Origin of the sequence: Corynebacterium sp. HMSC072A02, from assembly GCF_001810085.1 — a bacterium.
GTDB classification, from domain to species: domain Bacteria; phylum Actinomycetota; class Actinomycetes; order Mycobacteriales; family Mycobacteriaceae; genus Corynebacterium; species Corynebacterium hesseae.
This window is the reverse complement of sequence record NZ_KV799847.1, coordinates 264,706-278,561: the sequence shown is the minus strand read 5'-3', so window position 1 is coordinate 278,561 and position 13,856 is coordinate 264,706. Positions and strand designations below refer to the sequence as shown.

General features: G+C 59.9%; 13 protein-coding genes. 7 read left to right on the top strand and 6 right to left on the bottom strand.

Annotated features, from left to right (window positions below; all coding sequences use genetic code 11):
* Positions 1 to 108: 108 nt before the first annotated feature.
* From HMPREF2698_RS06550 to HMPREF2698_RS06535, 4 genes are all read left to right on the top strand, one after another.
* Positions 109 to 831, top strand: coding sequence for a CBS domain-containing protein (locus tag HMPREF2698_RS06550; RefSeq protein WP_070522165.1), 723 nt, complete (start codon positions 109 to 111; stop codon positions 829 to 831).
* 45 nt (positions 832 to 876) lie between these two features.
* Positions 877 to 1,983, top strand: coding sequence for a CE1758 family FMN-dependent luciferase-like monooxygenase (locus HMPREF2698_RS06545; RefSeq protein WP_070563027.1), 1,107 nt, complete (start codon positions 877 to 879; stop codon positions 1,981 to 1,983).
* The gene (locus HMPREF2698_RS06540) at positions 1,984 to 2,661 is read left to right on the top strand and encodes an FMN reductase (RefSeq protein ID WP_070563024.1); all 678 of its coding nucleotides are present in this window, start codon (positions 1,984 to 1,986) and stop codon (positions 2,659 to 2,661) included.
* A 74-nt stretch (positions 2,662 to 2,735) separates the two neighbouring features.
* Positions 2,736 to 4,145 carry an L-serine ammonia-lyase gene (locus tag HMPREF2698_RS06535; RefSeq protein ID WP_070563021.1) on the top strand — a complete coding sequence of 470 codons (1,410 nt, stop codon included), beginning with the start codon at positions 2,736 to 2,738 and terminating at the stop codon, positions 4,143 to 4,145.
* Here HMPREF2698_RS06535 and hisS read toward each other — a convergent pair.
* The 3 genes from hisS to tpx are packed head-to-tail and all read right to left on the bottom strand — an operon-like array spanning position 4,142 to position 6,566.
* Complete coding sequence (gene hisS / locus HMPREF2698_RS06530; RefSeq protein ID WP_070563018.1) at positions 4,142 to 5,419, bottom strand: histidine--tRNA ligase; 1,278 nt, start codon at positions 5,417 to 5,419, stop codon at positions 4,142 to 4,144. The two genes, HMPREF2698_RS06535 and hisS, sit on opposite strands and share 4 nt — an antisense overlap.
* A gap of 5 nt (positions 5,420 to 5,424) precedes the next feature.
* Entirely contained in the window at positions 5,425 to 6,069 is a 645-nt protein-coding gene (locus HMPREF2698_RS06525; RefSeq protein ID WP_070522149.1) for an MBL fold metallo-hydrolase, read from the bottom strand.
* Positions 6,069 to 6,566 (bottom strand): thiol peroxidase, encoded by a 498-nt coding sequence (gene tpx, locus HMPREF2698_RS06520; protein WP_070522146.1) that lies wholly within the window; start codon positions 6,564 to 6,566, stop codon positions 6,069 to 6,071. The genes HMPREF2698_RS06525 and tpx overlap by 1 nt, the downstream gene beginning before the upstream one ends.
* Positions 6,567 to 6,672: 106 nt before the next feature.
* On the opposite strand from tpx, the gene HMPREF2698_RS06515 reads away from it, so the two are divergent.
* From HMPREF2698_RS06515 to HMPREF2698_RS06505, 3 genes are all read left to right on the top strand, one after another.
* Positions 6,673 to 7,533, top strand: coding sequence for a peptidylprolyl isomerase (locus tag HMPREF2698_RS06515; RefSeq protein ID WP_070563015.1), 861 nt, complete (start codon positions 6,673 to 6,675; stop codon positions 7,531 to 7,533).
* A 288-nt stretch (positions 7,534 to 7,821) separates the two neighbouring features.
* Entirely contained in the window at positions 7,822 to 8,160 is a 339-nt protein-coding gene (locus HMPREF2698_RS06510; RefSeq protein WP_070563012.1) for a hypothetical protein, read from the top strand.
* A 57-nt stretch (positions 8,161 to 8,217) separates the two neighbouring features.
* Positions 8,218 to 8,472, top strand: a complete 255-nt coding sequence (locus HMPREF2698_RS06505; protein ID WP_070522137.1) for a hypothetical protein — start codon at positions 8,218 to 8,220, stop codon at positions 8,470 to 8,472.
* 134 nt (positions 8,473 to 8,606) lie between these two features.
* Here HMPREF2698_RS06505 and HMPREF2698_RS06500 read toward each other — a convergent pair whose 3' ends face one another.
* The 3 genes from HMPREF2698_RS06500 to HMPREF2698_RS06490 all read right to left on the bottom strand — a co-directional run bounded on the left by HMPREF2698_RS06500 (position 8,607) and on the right by HMPREF2698_RS06490 (position 13,828).
* Positions 8,607 to 9,149, bottom strand: a complete 543-nt coding sequence (locus HMPREF2698_RS06500; RefSeq protein WP_185963378.1) for a DUF421 domain-containing protein — start codon at positions 9,147 to 9,149, stop codon at positions 8,607 to 8,609.
* A 101-nt stretch (positions 9,150 to 9,250) separates the two neighbouring features.
* A complete protein-coding gene (locus tag HMPREF2698_RS06495; protein WP_070563010.1) occupies positions 9,251 to 11,359 on the bottom strand; it encodes a bifunctional metallophosphatase/5'-nucleotidase in 2,109 nt (702 codons plus the stop codon).
* A gap of 171 nt (positions 11,360 to 11,530) precedes the next feature.
* On the bottom strand, positions 11,531 to 13,828 hold the full coding sequence (locus tag HMPREF2698_RS06490) for a RelA/SpoT family protein (protein WP_070563007.1): 2,298 nt from the start codon (positions 13,826 to 13,828) through the stop codon (positions 11,531 to 11,533).
* Between the last annotated feature and the right edge of the window lie 28 nt (positions 13,829 to 13,856).

Here is a 13,856-nt window from a genome sequence, read left to right as displayed (position 1 = left end):
CCGCATTCTCGCCGTGAGCTTCCCCAACCACCGGGGTTGCTCACGGCGAGATTTTTCTTATCGCTTGAGCCTTAAGCACAAATCCAAGAACCCGTACACTTAGGCGGCATGAGCGACAACTCCCTGGCCAGATTCTTTTCCGCTTTTAATGACATTGAGCAGTTCCTCCGCCAAGCTATCGGGGCAAAGAACTCTGATTCTTTCTGGTGGATTGTTGATCGCGCCCACGACAAACACCTTTTAAGCAAGCGCCAAGCAGAACAGCTGAAGGACTTTAGCAACCTTCGCAACGCCATCGCCCATGGCCGCTACTTCAGCGGTGAGCCCATCGCTACCCCACATCCTCACGTCATCAAGCAGCTCGAAAACCTGCAACGCCTGCTCACGGATCCACCCACAGCGCAGGCTCTGCTCGCTAGCCGTGACGTGACCACTCTTGCCCCTGACACCCCGATCATGGAGGCCTTGAAGCTTATTGACACGACCGGCTATTCCCAGATCCCAATCTATGAGTCCGGGACTTACCAGGCGCTTCTCACCACCAACGTCATTGCCCGATGGGTTGCGGCAGATCTCGGTGACGACGGTGTGATTAACGCGGCGTCGATTAACACGGTCCTGGAATTCGCAGAACGGAAGGACCGCGCAGAGTTCCTGCCCCGCACCGCCAGCGCGCAAGAGGTCATCGACGCCCTCACCGACCCTGCGGCAGACGGCACCCACCCCGGCGCGGTCCTTCTCACCGAGCACGGCAAGCCTTCCCAACTTCCTGTATCCATTGCAACACCTGCCGACCTCGCAACATTGGTTGCTGCAGTCGAATGGGAATAACTCCCCTCCCTAACCTTGTTGACATGACATAGAAAGGAGGATGTCATGCAATTTGGAGTCTTTAGCATCGGCGATGTCACCCAGGACCCGACCACCGGCCGCACCCCCACTGAGGCCGAGCGCATCCGCGCTATCACGGAGATTGCCCTCAAAGCAGAAGAGGTGGACCTCGACGTCTTCGCCACCGGCGAGCACCACAACCCGCCCTTTGTGCCATCAGCACCCACCACCCACCTGGCATACATTGCGGCACAGACGAAGAACCTTCAACTCTCCACTGCCACCACGCTGAGCACTACCAACGACCCTGTTCGCCTCGCGGAGGACTACGCATTCCTCCAGCACCTGGCAGATGGGCGCGTCGACCTCATGCTAGGCCGCGGCAACACCGGCCCGGTTTACCCGTGGTTTGGCAAGGACATCCGTGAGGGCATTCCCCTCGCCGTTGAGAACTACCACCTACTGCGCCGCCTCTGGCGCGAACCCGTCGTGTCCTGGCAAGGAAAGTTCCGCACCTCGCTGCAGGGTTTTACTTCCACACCCGCACCTCTCGATGGAATCCCACCCTTTGTCTGGCACGGCTCCATTCGCTCCCCACAGATTGCGGAACAGGCGGCTTTTTACGGCGATGGCTTCTTCCACAACAACATCTTCTGGAACAAGGAGCACACCGCGAAGATGGTGAACCTGTACCGCAATCGCTACGAGTCCTATGGCCACGGCCGCGCCGACCAGGCCATCGTGGGCCTCGGCGGGCATGTCTTCATCGCGCCCACGGAGCAGCAGGCAAAGGACTTCTTCCGCCCCTACTTCGACAATGCCCCGGTGTACGGTCATGGCCCCTCCTTGGAGGAGTTCACGGCACAGACTCCGCTCACCGTAGGCACCGTAGAGCAGGTGGTGGAGCGCACACTACAGTTCGCAGATTGGGTGGGTGATTACCAGCGCCAGCTCTTCCTCATCGACCACGCCGGACTGCCTCAGGAGGTGGTGCTCGAGCAGATCGAAATCCTTGGTACCCAGGTGGTGCCCGAGCTGCGCCGCCGGTTTGAGGAACGCCGCCCAGATCATGTACCTTCTGACCCGCCTACCCATGCCACGCTCGGCGCTTATGCCCCGCACGCGCTGGTCAACCCTGGAGAGGAGAAGTAGTTGCGCTCTCTCGTACTCGTTACGGCTGGACTCTCATCACCCTCCTCGACGCGTGCGCTTGGCGACGCCCTCTCCGCCGCCACCACCGCCCGCGTTAGTGCCCGAGGTGAAGGCGTCGACGTGACCGTCGTCGAGCTGCGCGAGCTTGCCGGAGAGTTGGCAGAAGCCATGACCAACTGGGTTTCACCCACACTCCGCCTACATGCCGCGCAGACTGCCGTGACCAAGGCGGACGGTCTCATCGCCGTCAGCCCGGTGTTCCAGGGCAGTTATTCGGGTTTGTTCAAGATGTTCTTCGACACTTTGGAGCCGCATTCTCTAGAGGGACTGCCCACGCTCATCGCTGCCACTGGCGGCTCAAGCCGGCACGCGCTTGTGCTCGACTATGCTCTGCGCCCGCTGCTTAACTACCTGCATGCCACAGTGGTCCCCACCGGGATCTTTCAGGCCACGGAAGACTTTGGCACTGCAGAAGGCGCGCGCAATGACAAACGCATAGAACGCGCCGCCGAGGAGCTAGCGGACCTCATGGTGCGCCCGCTCGACCGGGTCTCTGGACTTGCCGGGAGGCTCGGTGAGGCGGAGGAAGCGCCCCAGGGGGAGCAATCGCAGGACGTCGATCCAGACCATTCAGGATTCCGCGCGCTTCTTTCCCGCCACGACGGGCATCCGGGCTAAGCGGTTGCGGAGGGCTCTCGGTACTATCGTAAGGCGACACTTATCTAACGCTCCCAAGGAGGTTTCACCCCCACATGACAATTAGCGTGACCGATATCTTCTCCATCGGAATCGGCCCCTCCTCCTCCCATACAGTCGGCCCCATGCGCGCGGCTAAGGCCTTCCTCGAGGCGCTTGATCAACACCCGGCCAAGGTCCACACCGTACTGCGCGGTTCCCTGTCCGCTACCGGCCGCGGCCACGCCACGGATCGCGCCGTGATTCTGGGCCTCGCCGGATGGGATCCGCTGTCCGTACCGCTCGACGCAGAGCCACGCGCCGATGCTTTTATCCCCACCGAGGGCACCATTTCTGGCCCCGCAGGTGAAGTGCAGTACAGCATCGAATTCAACAACGAACCGGTGCCGGAACACCCGAACTGCCTCATCTTTACGGCCTGGGACGAGAACGGCAGGGTACTCGCCGAGAATGCAGAGTACTTCTCCGTCGGCGGCGGCTTTATCCTGTCCCGCGAGGAATACGATGCCCAGCTCCAAACTGACACCGGTGTGCCAGCCGGTGTCGCCGCGGCCACCGCTGAAGACACCGTTCCTTATGAGTTCCAGTCCGGCGAACACCTGCTTCACCTGTGCGCGGCCAATGACAAAGCTATCTGGGAAATCGTCGCCGTCAACGAGGCCGTGTTGCACCGCGAAGAAGGCGGTCTCGACTACGTCTACCAGCACCTTGACTTGGTCTGGGATATCATGCGCGAGTGCGTGACCGAGGGCATTTCCTCCAAGGGAATCCTTCCCGGTGGCCTGCGCGTGAACCGCCGCGCGCCACGCATGTACCAACAACTTCTGGCCAAGCAAAACGACGAGTCCTGTGGCTTGTCCGCGATGGAATGGGTCAACCTCTACGCGCTTGCCGTCAACGAACAGAATGCCGCCGGCGGCCGCGTCATCACCGCCCCCACTAACGGCGCGTGTGGCATCATCCCCGCCGTGCTGCACTACGCGCGTGACTTCCAGGCTGTTTTCACCCGCTCCGATGCCCGCCGCTACCTGCTGACCGCAGGTGCCATTGGCATCATCATCAAGTCCAATGCCTCAATTTCCGGCGCGGAGGTGGGCTGCCAGGGCGAGGTTGGCTCAGCGTCCTCCATGGCAGCTGCTGGCATGGCAGAACTACTCGGAGCAACACCGGAACAGGTGGAAAACGCCGCCGAGATTGCCCTTGAGCACAACCTCGGCCTGACCTGTGACCCCGTCGGAGGCCTCGTGCAGATTCCCTGCATCGAGCGCAACGCCATCGGCGCAGTCAAGTCCATCAACGCCGCGCGCCTTGCTCTCATGGGTGAGGGAACGCACCACGTTACCCTCGATAACGCGGTGCGCACCATGGCCGAAACCGGACGCGACATGCTCTCCAAGTACAAGGAGACCTCGCTCGGCGGCCTGGCGAAGACGATGGGCTTCACCGTCTCGCAGGTGGAGTGCTAAACGAGCTGGCGAAGCTGCTTGACGACGTCCCCCACCGGGACGTCGTGCTGCTCGTGCGCGCGCAGATCCTTCAGCGCCACGGTGTCAGACTCTAGTTCTTGGTCACCGAGGACGAGTGCGAAGCGGGCGTTGGCGCGATCAGCACCCTTCATCGCTCCCTTGAGGCCGCGGTCACCGAAGGACATATCCGCGGAAATACCTGCCTTGCGCAGGTCATTAATGATGCTGACCATCTTCTTTTTTGCCGCAGCGCCCAAAGCAACGCCATAAACGGCCACGCGCTCTTCGACGCCGTCGAGCTCCACGCCCTCGGCTTCCAGAGCCAAAACCGTGCGGTCCACTCCGAGGCCGTAGCCGATACCGGACAATTCCTGTCCGCCGAGCTGAGCCATGAGCCCGTCGTAGCGGCCGCCGCCGCCAATGCCGGACTGCGCGCCGAGTCCATCGTGGACGAATTCGAAACAGGTCTTCGTGTAGTAATCAAGACCGCGGACCATGCGCGGGTTGATGGTGTAGGGCACGCCCATGTCATCGAGCAAGCCAGTGACCGTCTCAAAGTGCTCGCGGCACTCGGCATTGAGGTGGTCGAGCATGAGGGGGGCGTCGACAAGCTGCTCCTGGACCTCCGGGCGCTTGTCATCGAGCACGCGCAACGGGTTCAGCTCCGCGCGGGCCCTGGTTTCCTCGTCGAGGTCCAGCTTGAACAGGAATTCCTGCAGCTTCTCACGGTAGGCCGGGCGACAGTCGTGGTCCCCCAGGCTGGTCAGCTCCAGACGGAACTGGCTAAGCCCCAGGCTGCGGTAGGAGCGGTCCGCCAGTGCGATGATTTCCGCGTCCAGCGCCGGATCATCGACACCAATGGCCTCGACGCCGACCTGCTGCAGCTGGCGGTAGCGGCCAGCCTGCGGGCGTTCGTAGCGGAAGAAGGGGCCAAAGTAATTGAGCTTGACAGGCAACTGACCGCGGTCGAGGTTGTGCTCGATAACTGAGCGCATAACACCCGCGGTGCCTTCGGGGCGCAGAGTCACGGAGCGGTCGCCGCGATCGGCGAAGGTGTACATCTCCTTCGACACGACGTCCGTGGACTCCCCCACGCCGCGGGCGAACAGCGACGTGTCCTCAAAGACGGGGAGTTCGATGTGTTGGAAGCCGGACAGATGTGCCTGATGTACGAAGGTCTCACGAACCTTGGCAAAGATGGCCGATTGCGGCGGAACGTAGTCCGGCACACCCTTGGGCGCGGACAGGGCTTTGAACTGCTTCTTATCACTCACGCCCTTTAGAGTACATCCCCCGCCGCACGGAGAAACGGATTAGTCGCGCGTTCGCGGCGCATCGTCGATGTTGGGCCGTGGCCCGGCAAGATGGCAAGGGAATCATCAAGGCCCCACACCGGACCGCGCAACGAGCGCTGCATCGCCGCGGGATCGGAATGCGGAAGGTCTGTACGGCCGATCGAGCCCTTGAATAACACGTCACCGGTCAGCGCAAAATCCTCGGCCACGAGCATGACGCAACCCGGTGAATGCCCCGGCGCATGGAGTAATTCAAACTCCAGGCCGACGAGGCTCAGCGTCTCACCACCCAGCAGATCACGCCGGTCCGCCACCTGCTTCATGGAAGCGGCGGCGAAAAGCATCTGCGATTCGGGAGATACTCCGGAGCCATCCACCAACATGAACGCGTCATCCGGGTGGATGTAGACCGGCAGGTTAAACTCAGCGGCATCACGCGTGTGGTCAATGTGACCGTGGGTCAGCACGACGGCCTCAAATTCCAGGGATTTCTCACGCGCGAGCTGCTCAAGGCGCTCGCGTGTGTGCATCCCTGGGTCCACGATGAACGCCCGCGAGCCGTTAGCCACAACATAGGTGTTGGTTTTATAAGGCCCTGCGGCGAAACCGTAGATATCCGGTGTGTTCATTACTTGAGGGCGGCCAACGCTGCGTCGTAGTCCGGCTCCGTCGTAACCTCAGGAACCAGCTCGGTGTAGGTCACCTTGTGGTTCTCGTCGGTGACGATGACCGCGCGGGCACACAGGCCCTTGAGCGGGGAGCCTTCCAGGACGAGGCCCAGCTTGTCGGCGAAATCGGAGCGGAAATCAGAAGCGCTGACGACGTTGTCGATACCTTCAGCAGCGCAGAAACGCTCCTGTGCGAAAGGCAGGTCACGGGAGACGGACAGGACAACGGTGTTCTCCAGACCAGCCGCCTCTTGATTGAACTTGCGCAGCTGCGCTGCACACACGCCGGTATCCACGGACGGGAAGCAGGACACCACCAAGCGCTTACCAGCGAAGTCCGCATTGGTTAGCTCAGACAAGTCGGTGCCGACGAGGGTGAAGTCCGGCAGGGCGTCACCAACCTTCGGCAGCTCAGCATTGGTTTCGACGGGTTCATTCTGAAAATTCGTAGTAGCCATGGCACCCAAGCGTACTGACGTGCGGGGCGGCGCGCCACGGTGAACTAGCGTGCGGTTAGGATAGGTGGGTCAAAGTTTTTAAACCACCACTGTGGAGGAAACATAGGTGTCTACTAACAGCCAGCGCTTGGATGATGCGCTCAACCAGCTCGATCGCGAGCTGAAATCCCGCGACCGTAAACAGAAGAGCCGCCCGCTCGGCGTCGTTTTGATGGCCGCCGTCGTTATTGTTGCCCTCGTCGGCGGTATCTGGTTCTTGGCCACGCGCTCGCCGGAGGAAGAAGAGATTCAGGCCTCGGAAACCTCCGCCGCCGATACCCCCACTGAAGCCCCTACCGCCGAAGCATTGAGCGGCAAGCGTGCTAAGCCGCTCGGTGAGACCGTCACCTGTGAGTACAACGAGACTGGCGACGCTTCCCGCGATGTCCCTACTCCGCAAGGAAAGAACATTCCTGCCAAGGGTGAAGTGACCGTCAATTTCGCCACCAAGCAAGGCGATATTGAGATGACTCTCGATCGCTCGCTTGCTCCGTGCACCGTCAACGCAATCACGGACATGATTTCCGCGAAGTACTACGACGACACCGTGTGCCACCGCATGACGGAGGGCACCCTCTCCGTCCTGCAGTGCGGTGATCCGACCGGCAAGGGCTCTGGTGGACCGGGCTTCCAGTTTGCCAATGAGTACCCCACCGATGAGGCTGACGACGCCGCTAAGGCACAGCCTGCTCTGTACCCGAAGGGTTCCATCGCCATGGCTAATGCCGGCGAAGACACCAATGGTTCCCAGTTCTTCATTAACTATAAGGACTCGCAGCTTCCGCCCTCCTACACCTATTTTGGCGCCCTGACGGAGAAGGGACAGAAGACCATCGACGCCATCGCTGCCAAGGGTGTCAAGGATGGACAGTCCGACGGCGCTCCCGCTGAGGAAGTTCGCATCACCAAGGCAACCGTCGAGAGCTAAGTTTTACCCCCTTTTCGGTGGCCGGCCCCGCTCGCATTCAGCGAGCGGGGCCTTTCCCATTCCAACCGCCCCTCCCCACCTGGACTAAGAATTTCTTAGCCTTGAGCTGTTCATTTGGCAAACTATTCGCTACGCCCACACACTACCGTGCAGCAAACCCCAGCTCACATACGACGGACAGCAACCACACAGATTCATCAGTTGATCGCTAGATCCCTTGCAAAACCCGCAATGTCTCAGTAGCATCTGTGAGGTCTTTGAAATTCCCGAGATGTATAAGGAACGAGAATGAAGCTCTTCTCCCGTAAGGCCCTTGTTGCTGCTGCTACCACCGCTGCCGTTTCCCTGTCCGGCGTGACCGTTGCTACCGCTGAGACCGCCAACGATAACACCGCCGCGGTAAACGAACCCACCAACGACGCTCCTAAGTCTGAGGGCGAGGACAACAACAAGAAGGACGACAAGAAGGACGAGGAGTCTTCTTCTTCCTCCTCCGATGACTCCGAGGGTTCCTCCATCTCCGACATGAAGCCGTCCGAGATCCGCGACTGGATCGCTGTCTTCACCGCCATCATCGGCGCTCTGGGCACCGTCTTCGCTTTCTACAACAAGAACTTCGCGAAGTAAGTCAGACCCACTTAAGTCAGACTTTCCGTTCACATTCGAATCAGATTAGGAAATCCTATGAAGTTCTTCTCCCGTAAGTCCATCGTTGCCGCTGCTACCGCTGCAACCATCGCTTTCTCCGGCACCGCAGTTGCTTCCGCAGCTCCGGTTGAGGATGACAGCTCCTCCAAGGCTTTCTTCGCTCTCTCCTCCGACGATGAGGGTAACGTCAGCCCGAAGGAAATCCGCGAGTGGATTAAGGTCTTCACCTCCATCATCGGCGCCATGGATGACGCAATGCGTCTCGGCGATAAGCTCGCTGGTATCAAGTAAGCCACAAGCGCCGCTCTCTCCCCTTGCGCAATCCGCGCAGGGGGAGATTTTTCGTTTTCCTGGACAGCGGATTCAACGCCCAAACACGACGCGGCTTCTAAGCCCGGCTACTCTTGCAACCTAGAAGACTGTTCCTAGTCCTGTGCATCTACTTCCTCGATGCGCTCGGCGCCGAGAACGTCCTTGAATACGGAGGCATCAACAAGCTGGCCTCGTCGGATGACGGAAATCTGGCCGGTTGGCTCCAGGATCATCAGTTGCACATCGCTGCGCCGGCCGAGGCCAGCTTTACGCACGGCGGAGTTAATGTCTCTTTCAGTGATGTGGGCGAAACTCATATTGTCTTCCTGCAGCTGCCCCTTATAGACCAGCAATACCGGCTTGCGGTCAATAAACCGTGACCACGTCACCAATTGGCGGAATGTGCCGAAGGCGGCCTCCAAAAGCATGAGGGTAAACAGGCCAATGATGCCGGCGGCAAGCGTCGGTGGGTTGCCCACAATAACGCGGCCCGAGACCGCACCAAACATAATGATGATGACAGCATCAGAGGCAGTGATGGACGTCAGAACACGGCTGCCAAAGAGCTTGACCAAGACCATAAAGGCCAAATAAATCCCCAGCGTCGCGAGCATCACCAGTGGGATTCGGTGAGGCTCGATACCTAGCTGGTACATTGCCTCGCGTCCAAACAGCCTCAGTGTATCCACAGCTTTCCACCATACCTTCCGCATGAGGAAAGCCCGCACGATAGTGCGGGCTTGTGCATCAGTACAGACTAGATGTTGAACTGCTTGCGCAGCTGCTCAATCAGCTGCTGCACCGGTGCTGGGAGCGCAGCAACCGGCATGTTGATGGCACCAATCACAGCGGCAATGGCGGCGGCGATAGCGGCGGTGATACCCACACCTAGGCCGATGGAGGAAGCTGCATCCTTGGCGGAACCAGTATCCTTCGGGTCCTTCGCGTCGTCGTCACCGTCGAGGGAAATCGGAAGGGCGGCTTCAGTGCCAGCATCGGTAGTAATGAGCAGCTTCTGCTCGCCCTTCAGACCCTCCGGGATGGTGAGCTTGACGGTTGCACGCCCGCGCTCGCCGAACTGCTCGTCACCGGGCTGTGCTGCGTTGTCAATGTCTGCCTCGGCCTTAGCGTCACCCAGTGCAACGGTGACCTTCTTAGCCTGTGGCTCTTCTGCGTTGGAGTAGTTCAGGGAGGAAAGGTCGACTGTGATCTCCTCCCCCGGCTTCAGGTCACCAGACACGTGGGCACCGATCTGCCCCTGGCCGGTGCGGACCTTGGACTCGCCGGAAGCGATGTAGTCAATCATCGCCTGGGTGTCCATGTAGCCAACGTCATTGCGGTTCTTGATGGAACCGGGCTCAAAGAAGCCATCACCGCCGGCTTCCGTCTCGCTGGATGCGAGGAAGGAGGACAGAGCAATGCTGTAGTTCTTCTCTGGGTCAATCGGTTCACCGTTAATGGTGACAGACTTGACGCGCTTGCCCTGCTCAGCCTTCTGGTCGTAGACAACGGTGACGTTGTTGGACAGACCCAGCGCCAGGCGTGGGCGGGACTGGCCAGGCTTCCACTGGTTCTCCAGTGCGGTGATGAAGGCAGCGCCGCTGACCTCCGCGGTAATCACGGAGTTACCGAAAGGCTGGACGGCAAAGATGTCCTGGTAGGAAACATCACCTTGCTTGAGGTCGGCGCGCACACCGCCTGCGTTCATGACACCGATTTCGATGTCCTTGTCCGTCTGCTTAGATAGAGCAAAGCGCTGGCCATCGGCAATAAAGTTGTTGAGGGTCGACTCCACACCGCGGTTGGTACCGGTGTCCTTGCCCTCATCAGAACCGCGGTACATGGCCTTCTCGGTGGTACCAGCAGTCTTGGCACCCTCAATCTCCGCTACCTTCTTTGCTTCCTCGACAACCTTAGCTACCTCGGGGTCGTCTTCGAGGCCCTGCAGCTGAGCGAAGACATCTGCGTCGGCCACGTCGTACTGCTTGAGATCAATCTTGGTGATCTTCTTCTCGGCCTTGTCGTAGGTGATGTCGGCGTCGTTAAGCACCTTGCCGTACTCGTAGCCCTGTGCCCAGTACAGCGGCAGTGCGCCCTCACGAGCAACCTCGCCCTGGGTCTTGACGTGAGTATCACCGCCAAAGAGGATATCCACATCCTTGTTGAAGCCCTGCGCGAACTGCTGAGCATCCTCATGCATGAGCGCCACTACAACCTCGGCCTCGCCGGATTCCTTCAGGCGGCTGGCTTCCTTATTGGTGGCCTCGACGGGGTCGGAGAACTCGACACCCGGGATGGAGGCGGCGGACACCTTGTACTTGGTGTTGGTGGTAACGGTGCCAACGAAGCCGACCTTCACACCGTCTACCTCCTTGACGAAGGAAGCATCGAGCAGGGGCTTGCCATCCTTGGTGACGTTGGCGCCCAGGATCGGGAAGTTGGACTGGTCCTTGATACGGCCCATCAGGTCATCGGTGCCCTTGTCGAACTCGTGGTTGCCCACAGCCGTGACGTCGAGCTTCATAGCATTCAGAGCCTCGTTGGTGTACTTGTCTTCAGAAATTGCAGACACGAAAGCGGAGCCGCCAACGTTATCACCGGCGGAGGTCAGGGCGTACTCCTGGTCCTTGTTGACGGCCTTGATGAGCGCAGCCATGCGAGCAGCACCCATCTCGGTGTAGCCGCTCAATTCCTTAGTGTCCTTGTCGAACTCCTCAGCCAGCTCAAGGTGGCCGTGGAAGTCGGTGAAGTTAGTGACGGAGAAGGTCACCTGATCAGCCTCGGCGGCGAAGGCAGGTGCGCCGGAGATAGCAACGGCGGTAACGGTAGTGGCGGCCAACAGCTGGCCAAAGCGACGGAAGTTCACGTAGGTCTCCTGAGAATGAGAGGAATCTTGTCCACGTGTTTATAACGCATGCATCACGAAGGCGCAGCGCATGTTGAATCCGTCACCAGCGCGTTCATCAAAGATCTTTCACAGTTTCACCCACGCGCAACCTTGAGTTCAGCCATACACCCCCGAATCAGGGGTAGCGGCTTAGGCGGTGACGCGATAAACGTCGAAGACACCCTCCGTGTTGCGCAACGTTGTCATGAGCTGACCCAGCTGCTTGGTATCGGAAACCGAGAAGGAAAAGCGCACGGTCGCGATGTGATCATCACCGCGATTGGACGTCATCGACAGCACATTGAGGCTCTGCTCGCTGAAAATTCGCGTGAGCTCAAAAAGCAGGCCTTGGCGGTCGATGGCCTCCAATTGCAAGGTTGCGGCGAATGCACCGGAGGACTTCGGCCCGCCAGCCCACTCCACCTGCATCATGCGCTCGGGTTCCGACTTGAGCTTTTCAGCATTGGTGCAGTCAGCTCGGTGCACGGACACACCACCGCCGCGGGTCACGAAGCCAAAGATGGCGTCACCAGGCACAGGCTGGCAGCACTTCGCCAGCTTGGCCATGACGTCCGGGCTGCCCTCCACCAAAATTCCGGTGCCGGATGCGGAATCCTTCGTGTGCTGAGCGCGGGAATTCTCCAGCTCGCTGAGCGGGGTGCGAGAAGCCAAGGCATCGACTGCATCGTCCCTGTCTCCGAAGAGCGCCATGAGCTGGTTGGCAACATGCTGAGCTGAGACATGGCCGGCGCCGATGGCGGTATAGAGCGCATCCACATCCGGGTAGTGCAGCTGCTCGGCTACCTGCTTCATCGAGCTAGCGGTGAACAGCCGGTGCATGGGCAAGCCGCCACGCTGGACCTCGGCGGCCAAGGCATCCCGCCCAGCTTCGAGGTGTTCCTCGCGGCGCTCCTTGGCAAACCACTGCCGCACCTTCGTCTTAGCCCGTGGCGAAACCAAGAACTCCTGCCAATCCCGCGAGGGACCCGCATTCGGATCCTTGGAGGTGAAAATCTCAACTTTATCGCCGGACTTCAGCTCCGATTCCAATGCCACGAGCTTGCCGTTGACCTTGGCACCAATGCACCTATGGCCTACCTCCGTATGCACCGCATAGGCGAAATCCACGGGGGTGGAACCAGCGGGCAAATTGATCACGTCACCCTTCGGGGTAAACGCAAAGATTTGCTTGGCGGTCAGGTCATAACGCAGAGAATCCAAGAACTCATTGGGATCAGCGGCTTCCTTCTGCCAATCCAACAGCTGGCGCATCCACGCCATCTGATCCACTTCTTCTTGGTGGCCGGAATTCCTGCCCTTGGTCTCCTTATAACGCCAGTGTGCCGCAACGCCAAATTCGGCGTTGTAATGCATCTCGTGCGTGCGCACCTGCACCTCAAGGGTGGAGCCGCCGTCCGCGATAACGGTGGTATGCAGCGACTGGTAGACGCCAAAGCGAGGCGAGGAGATGTAATCCTTGAAGCGCCCCGGAAGAGCCTGGTACAACGAGTGCACCACGCCGATGGCGGCGTAACAGGAGTTGATGTCGTCGACGAGGATGCGGATTCCGACGAGATCGAAGATCTCCGCAAAGTCACGCCCACGAACGATCATCTTCTGATAAATCGACCAGTAGTGCTTCGGGCGTCCCATTACCTCGGCTTGGATGCCGTTTGCCTTGAGGGCTTGGCTTACCTGGGCCTTGATTTCCTTGAGCGCTTTATCGCGTGAGGGAGCGCGATCTGCCACCATGCGCACGATCTCGTCGTACTTCTTGGGATACAGAATCGCGAAAGCAAGATCTTCGAGTTCCCACTTAACGCTTGCCATGCCCAGGCGGTGAGCAAGCGGCGCAATGACGTCAAGGGTTTGCCGTGCCTTCTTCGCCTGCTTCTCCGGCGGGAGGAAGCGCATGGTTCGCATGTTGTGCAGGCGATCGCACACCTTGATGACGAGCACGCGCGGGTCCGTAGCCATAGCCACGATCATCTTGCGAATCGTCTCAGCTTCGGCGGCGGCGCCGAGGGCGACCTTGTCGAGTTTCGTTACGCCATCGACCAACCGGGCCACCTCGGGACCGAAATCACGGGTAAGGTCGTCCAGCGAATAGTCAGTATCTTCCACTGTGTCGTGCAGCAAGGCCGCCGCAACGGTCGTGGTGTCCATGCCGATCTCCGCCGCGATGGTTGCCACCGCAAGCGGATGCGTAATGTAAGGCTCGCCGGACTTGCGGAACACGCCTTCGTGCAGCCGCTCCGCCGTCGCATAGGCCTTGTTGAGAAGCTCCGCGTCTGCCTTCGGGTGAAACTCCCGGTGGATAGACATCAACGGGTCCAGCGCCGGATTGATCTTTACGCGACCGCCCGTCAGCGAGCGCGCCAAGCGGGCGGACATGCCGCGCACACTGCCCGGCCGCCACGCAGTCTTGTCCTGCTTTTCAGTCGTCATGTCTGCCTCCGCGAAGTAGCTTAGGCAT

Bases quoted from the DNA above. Each gene is read 5' to 3' on its own strand.
- HMPREF2698_RS06550 (WP_070522165.1), top strand. From the start codon at position 109: ATGAGCGACAACTCCCTGGCCAGATTCTTTTCCGCTTTTAATGACATT.
- HMPREF2698_RS06545 (WP_070563027.1), top strand. From the start codon at position 877: ATGCAATTTGGAGTCTTTAGCATCGGCGATGTCACCCAGGACCCGACC.
- HMPREF2698_RS06535 (WP_070563021.1), top strand. From the start codon at position 2,736: ATGACAATTAGCGTGACCGATATCTTCTCCATCGGAATCGGCCCCTCC.
- HMPREF2698_RS06525 (WP_070522149.1), bottom strand. From the start codon at position 6,069: ATGAACACACCGGATATCTACGGTTTCGCCGCAGGGCCTTATAAAACC.
- tpx (WP_070522146.1), bottom strand. From the start codon at position 6,566: ATGGCTACTACGAATTTTCAGAATGAACCCGTCGAAACCAATGCTGAG.
- HMPREF2698_RS06510 (WP_070563012.1), top strand. From the start codon at position 7,822: ATGAAGCTCTTCTCCCGTAAGGCCCTTGTTGCTGCTGCTACCACCGCT.
- HMPREF2698_RS06505 (WP_070522137.1), top strand. From the start codon at position 8,218: ATGAAGTTCTTCTCCCGTAAGTCCATCGTTGCCGCTGCTACCGCTGCA.
- HMPREF2698_RS06500 (WP_185963378.1), bottom strand. From the start codon at position 9,149: ATGTACCAGCTAGGTATCGAGCCTCACCGAATCCCACTGGTGATGCTC.
- HMPREF2698_RS06490 (WP_070563007.1), bottom strand. From the start codon at position 13,828: ATGACGACTGAAAAGCAGGACAAGACTGCGTGGCGGCCGGGCAGTGTG.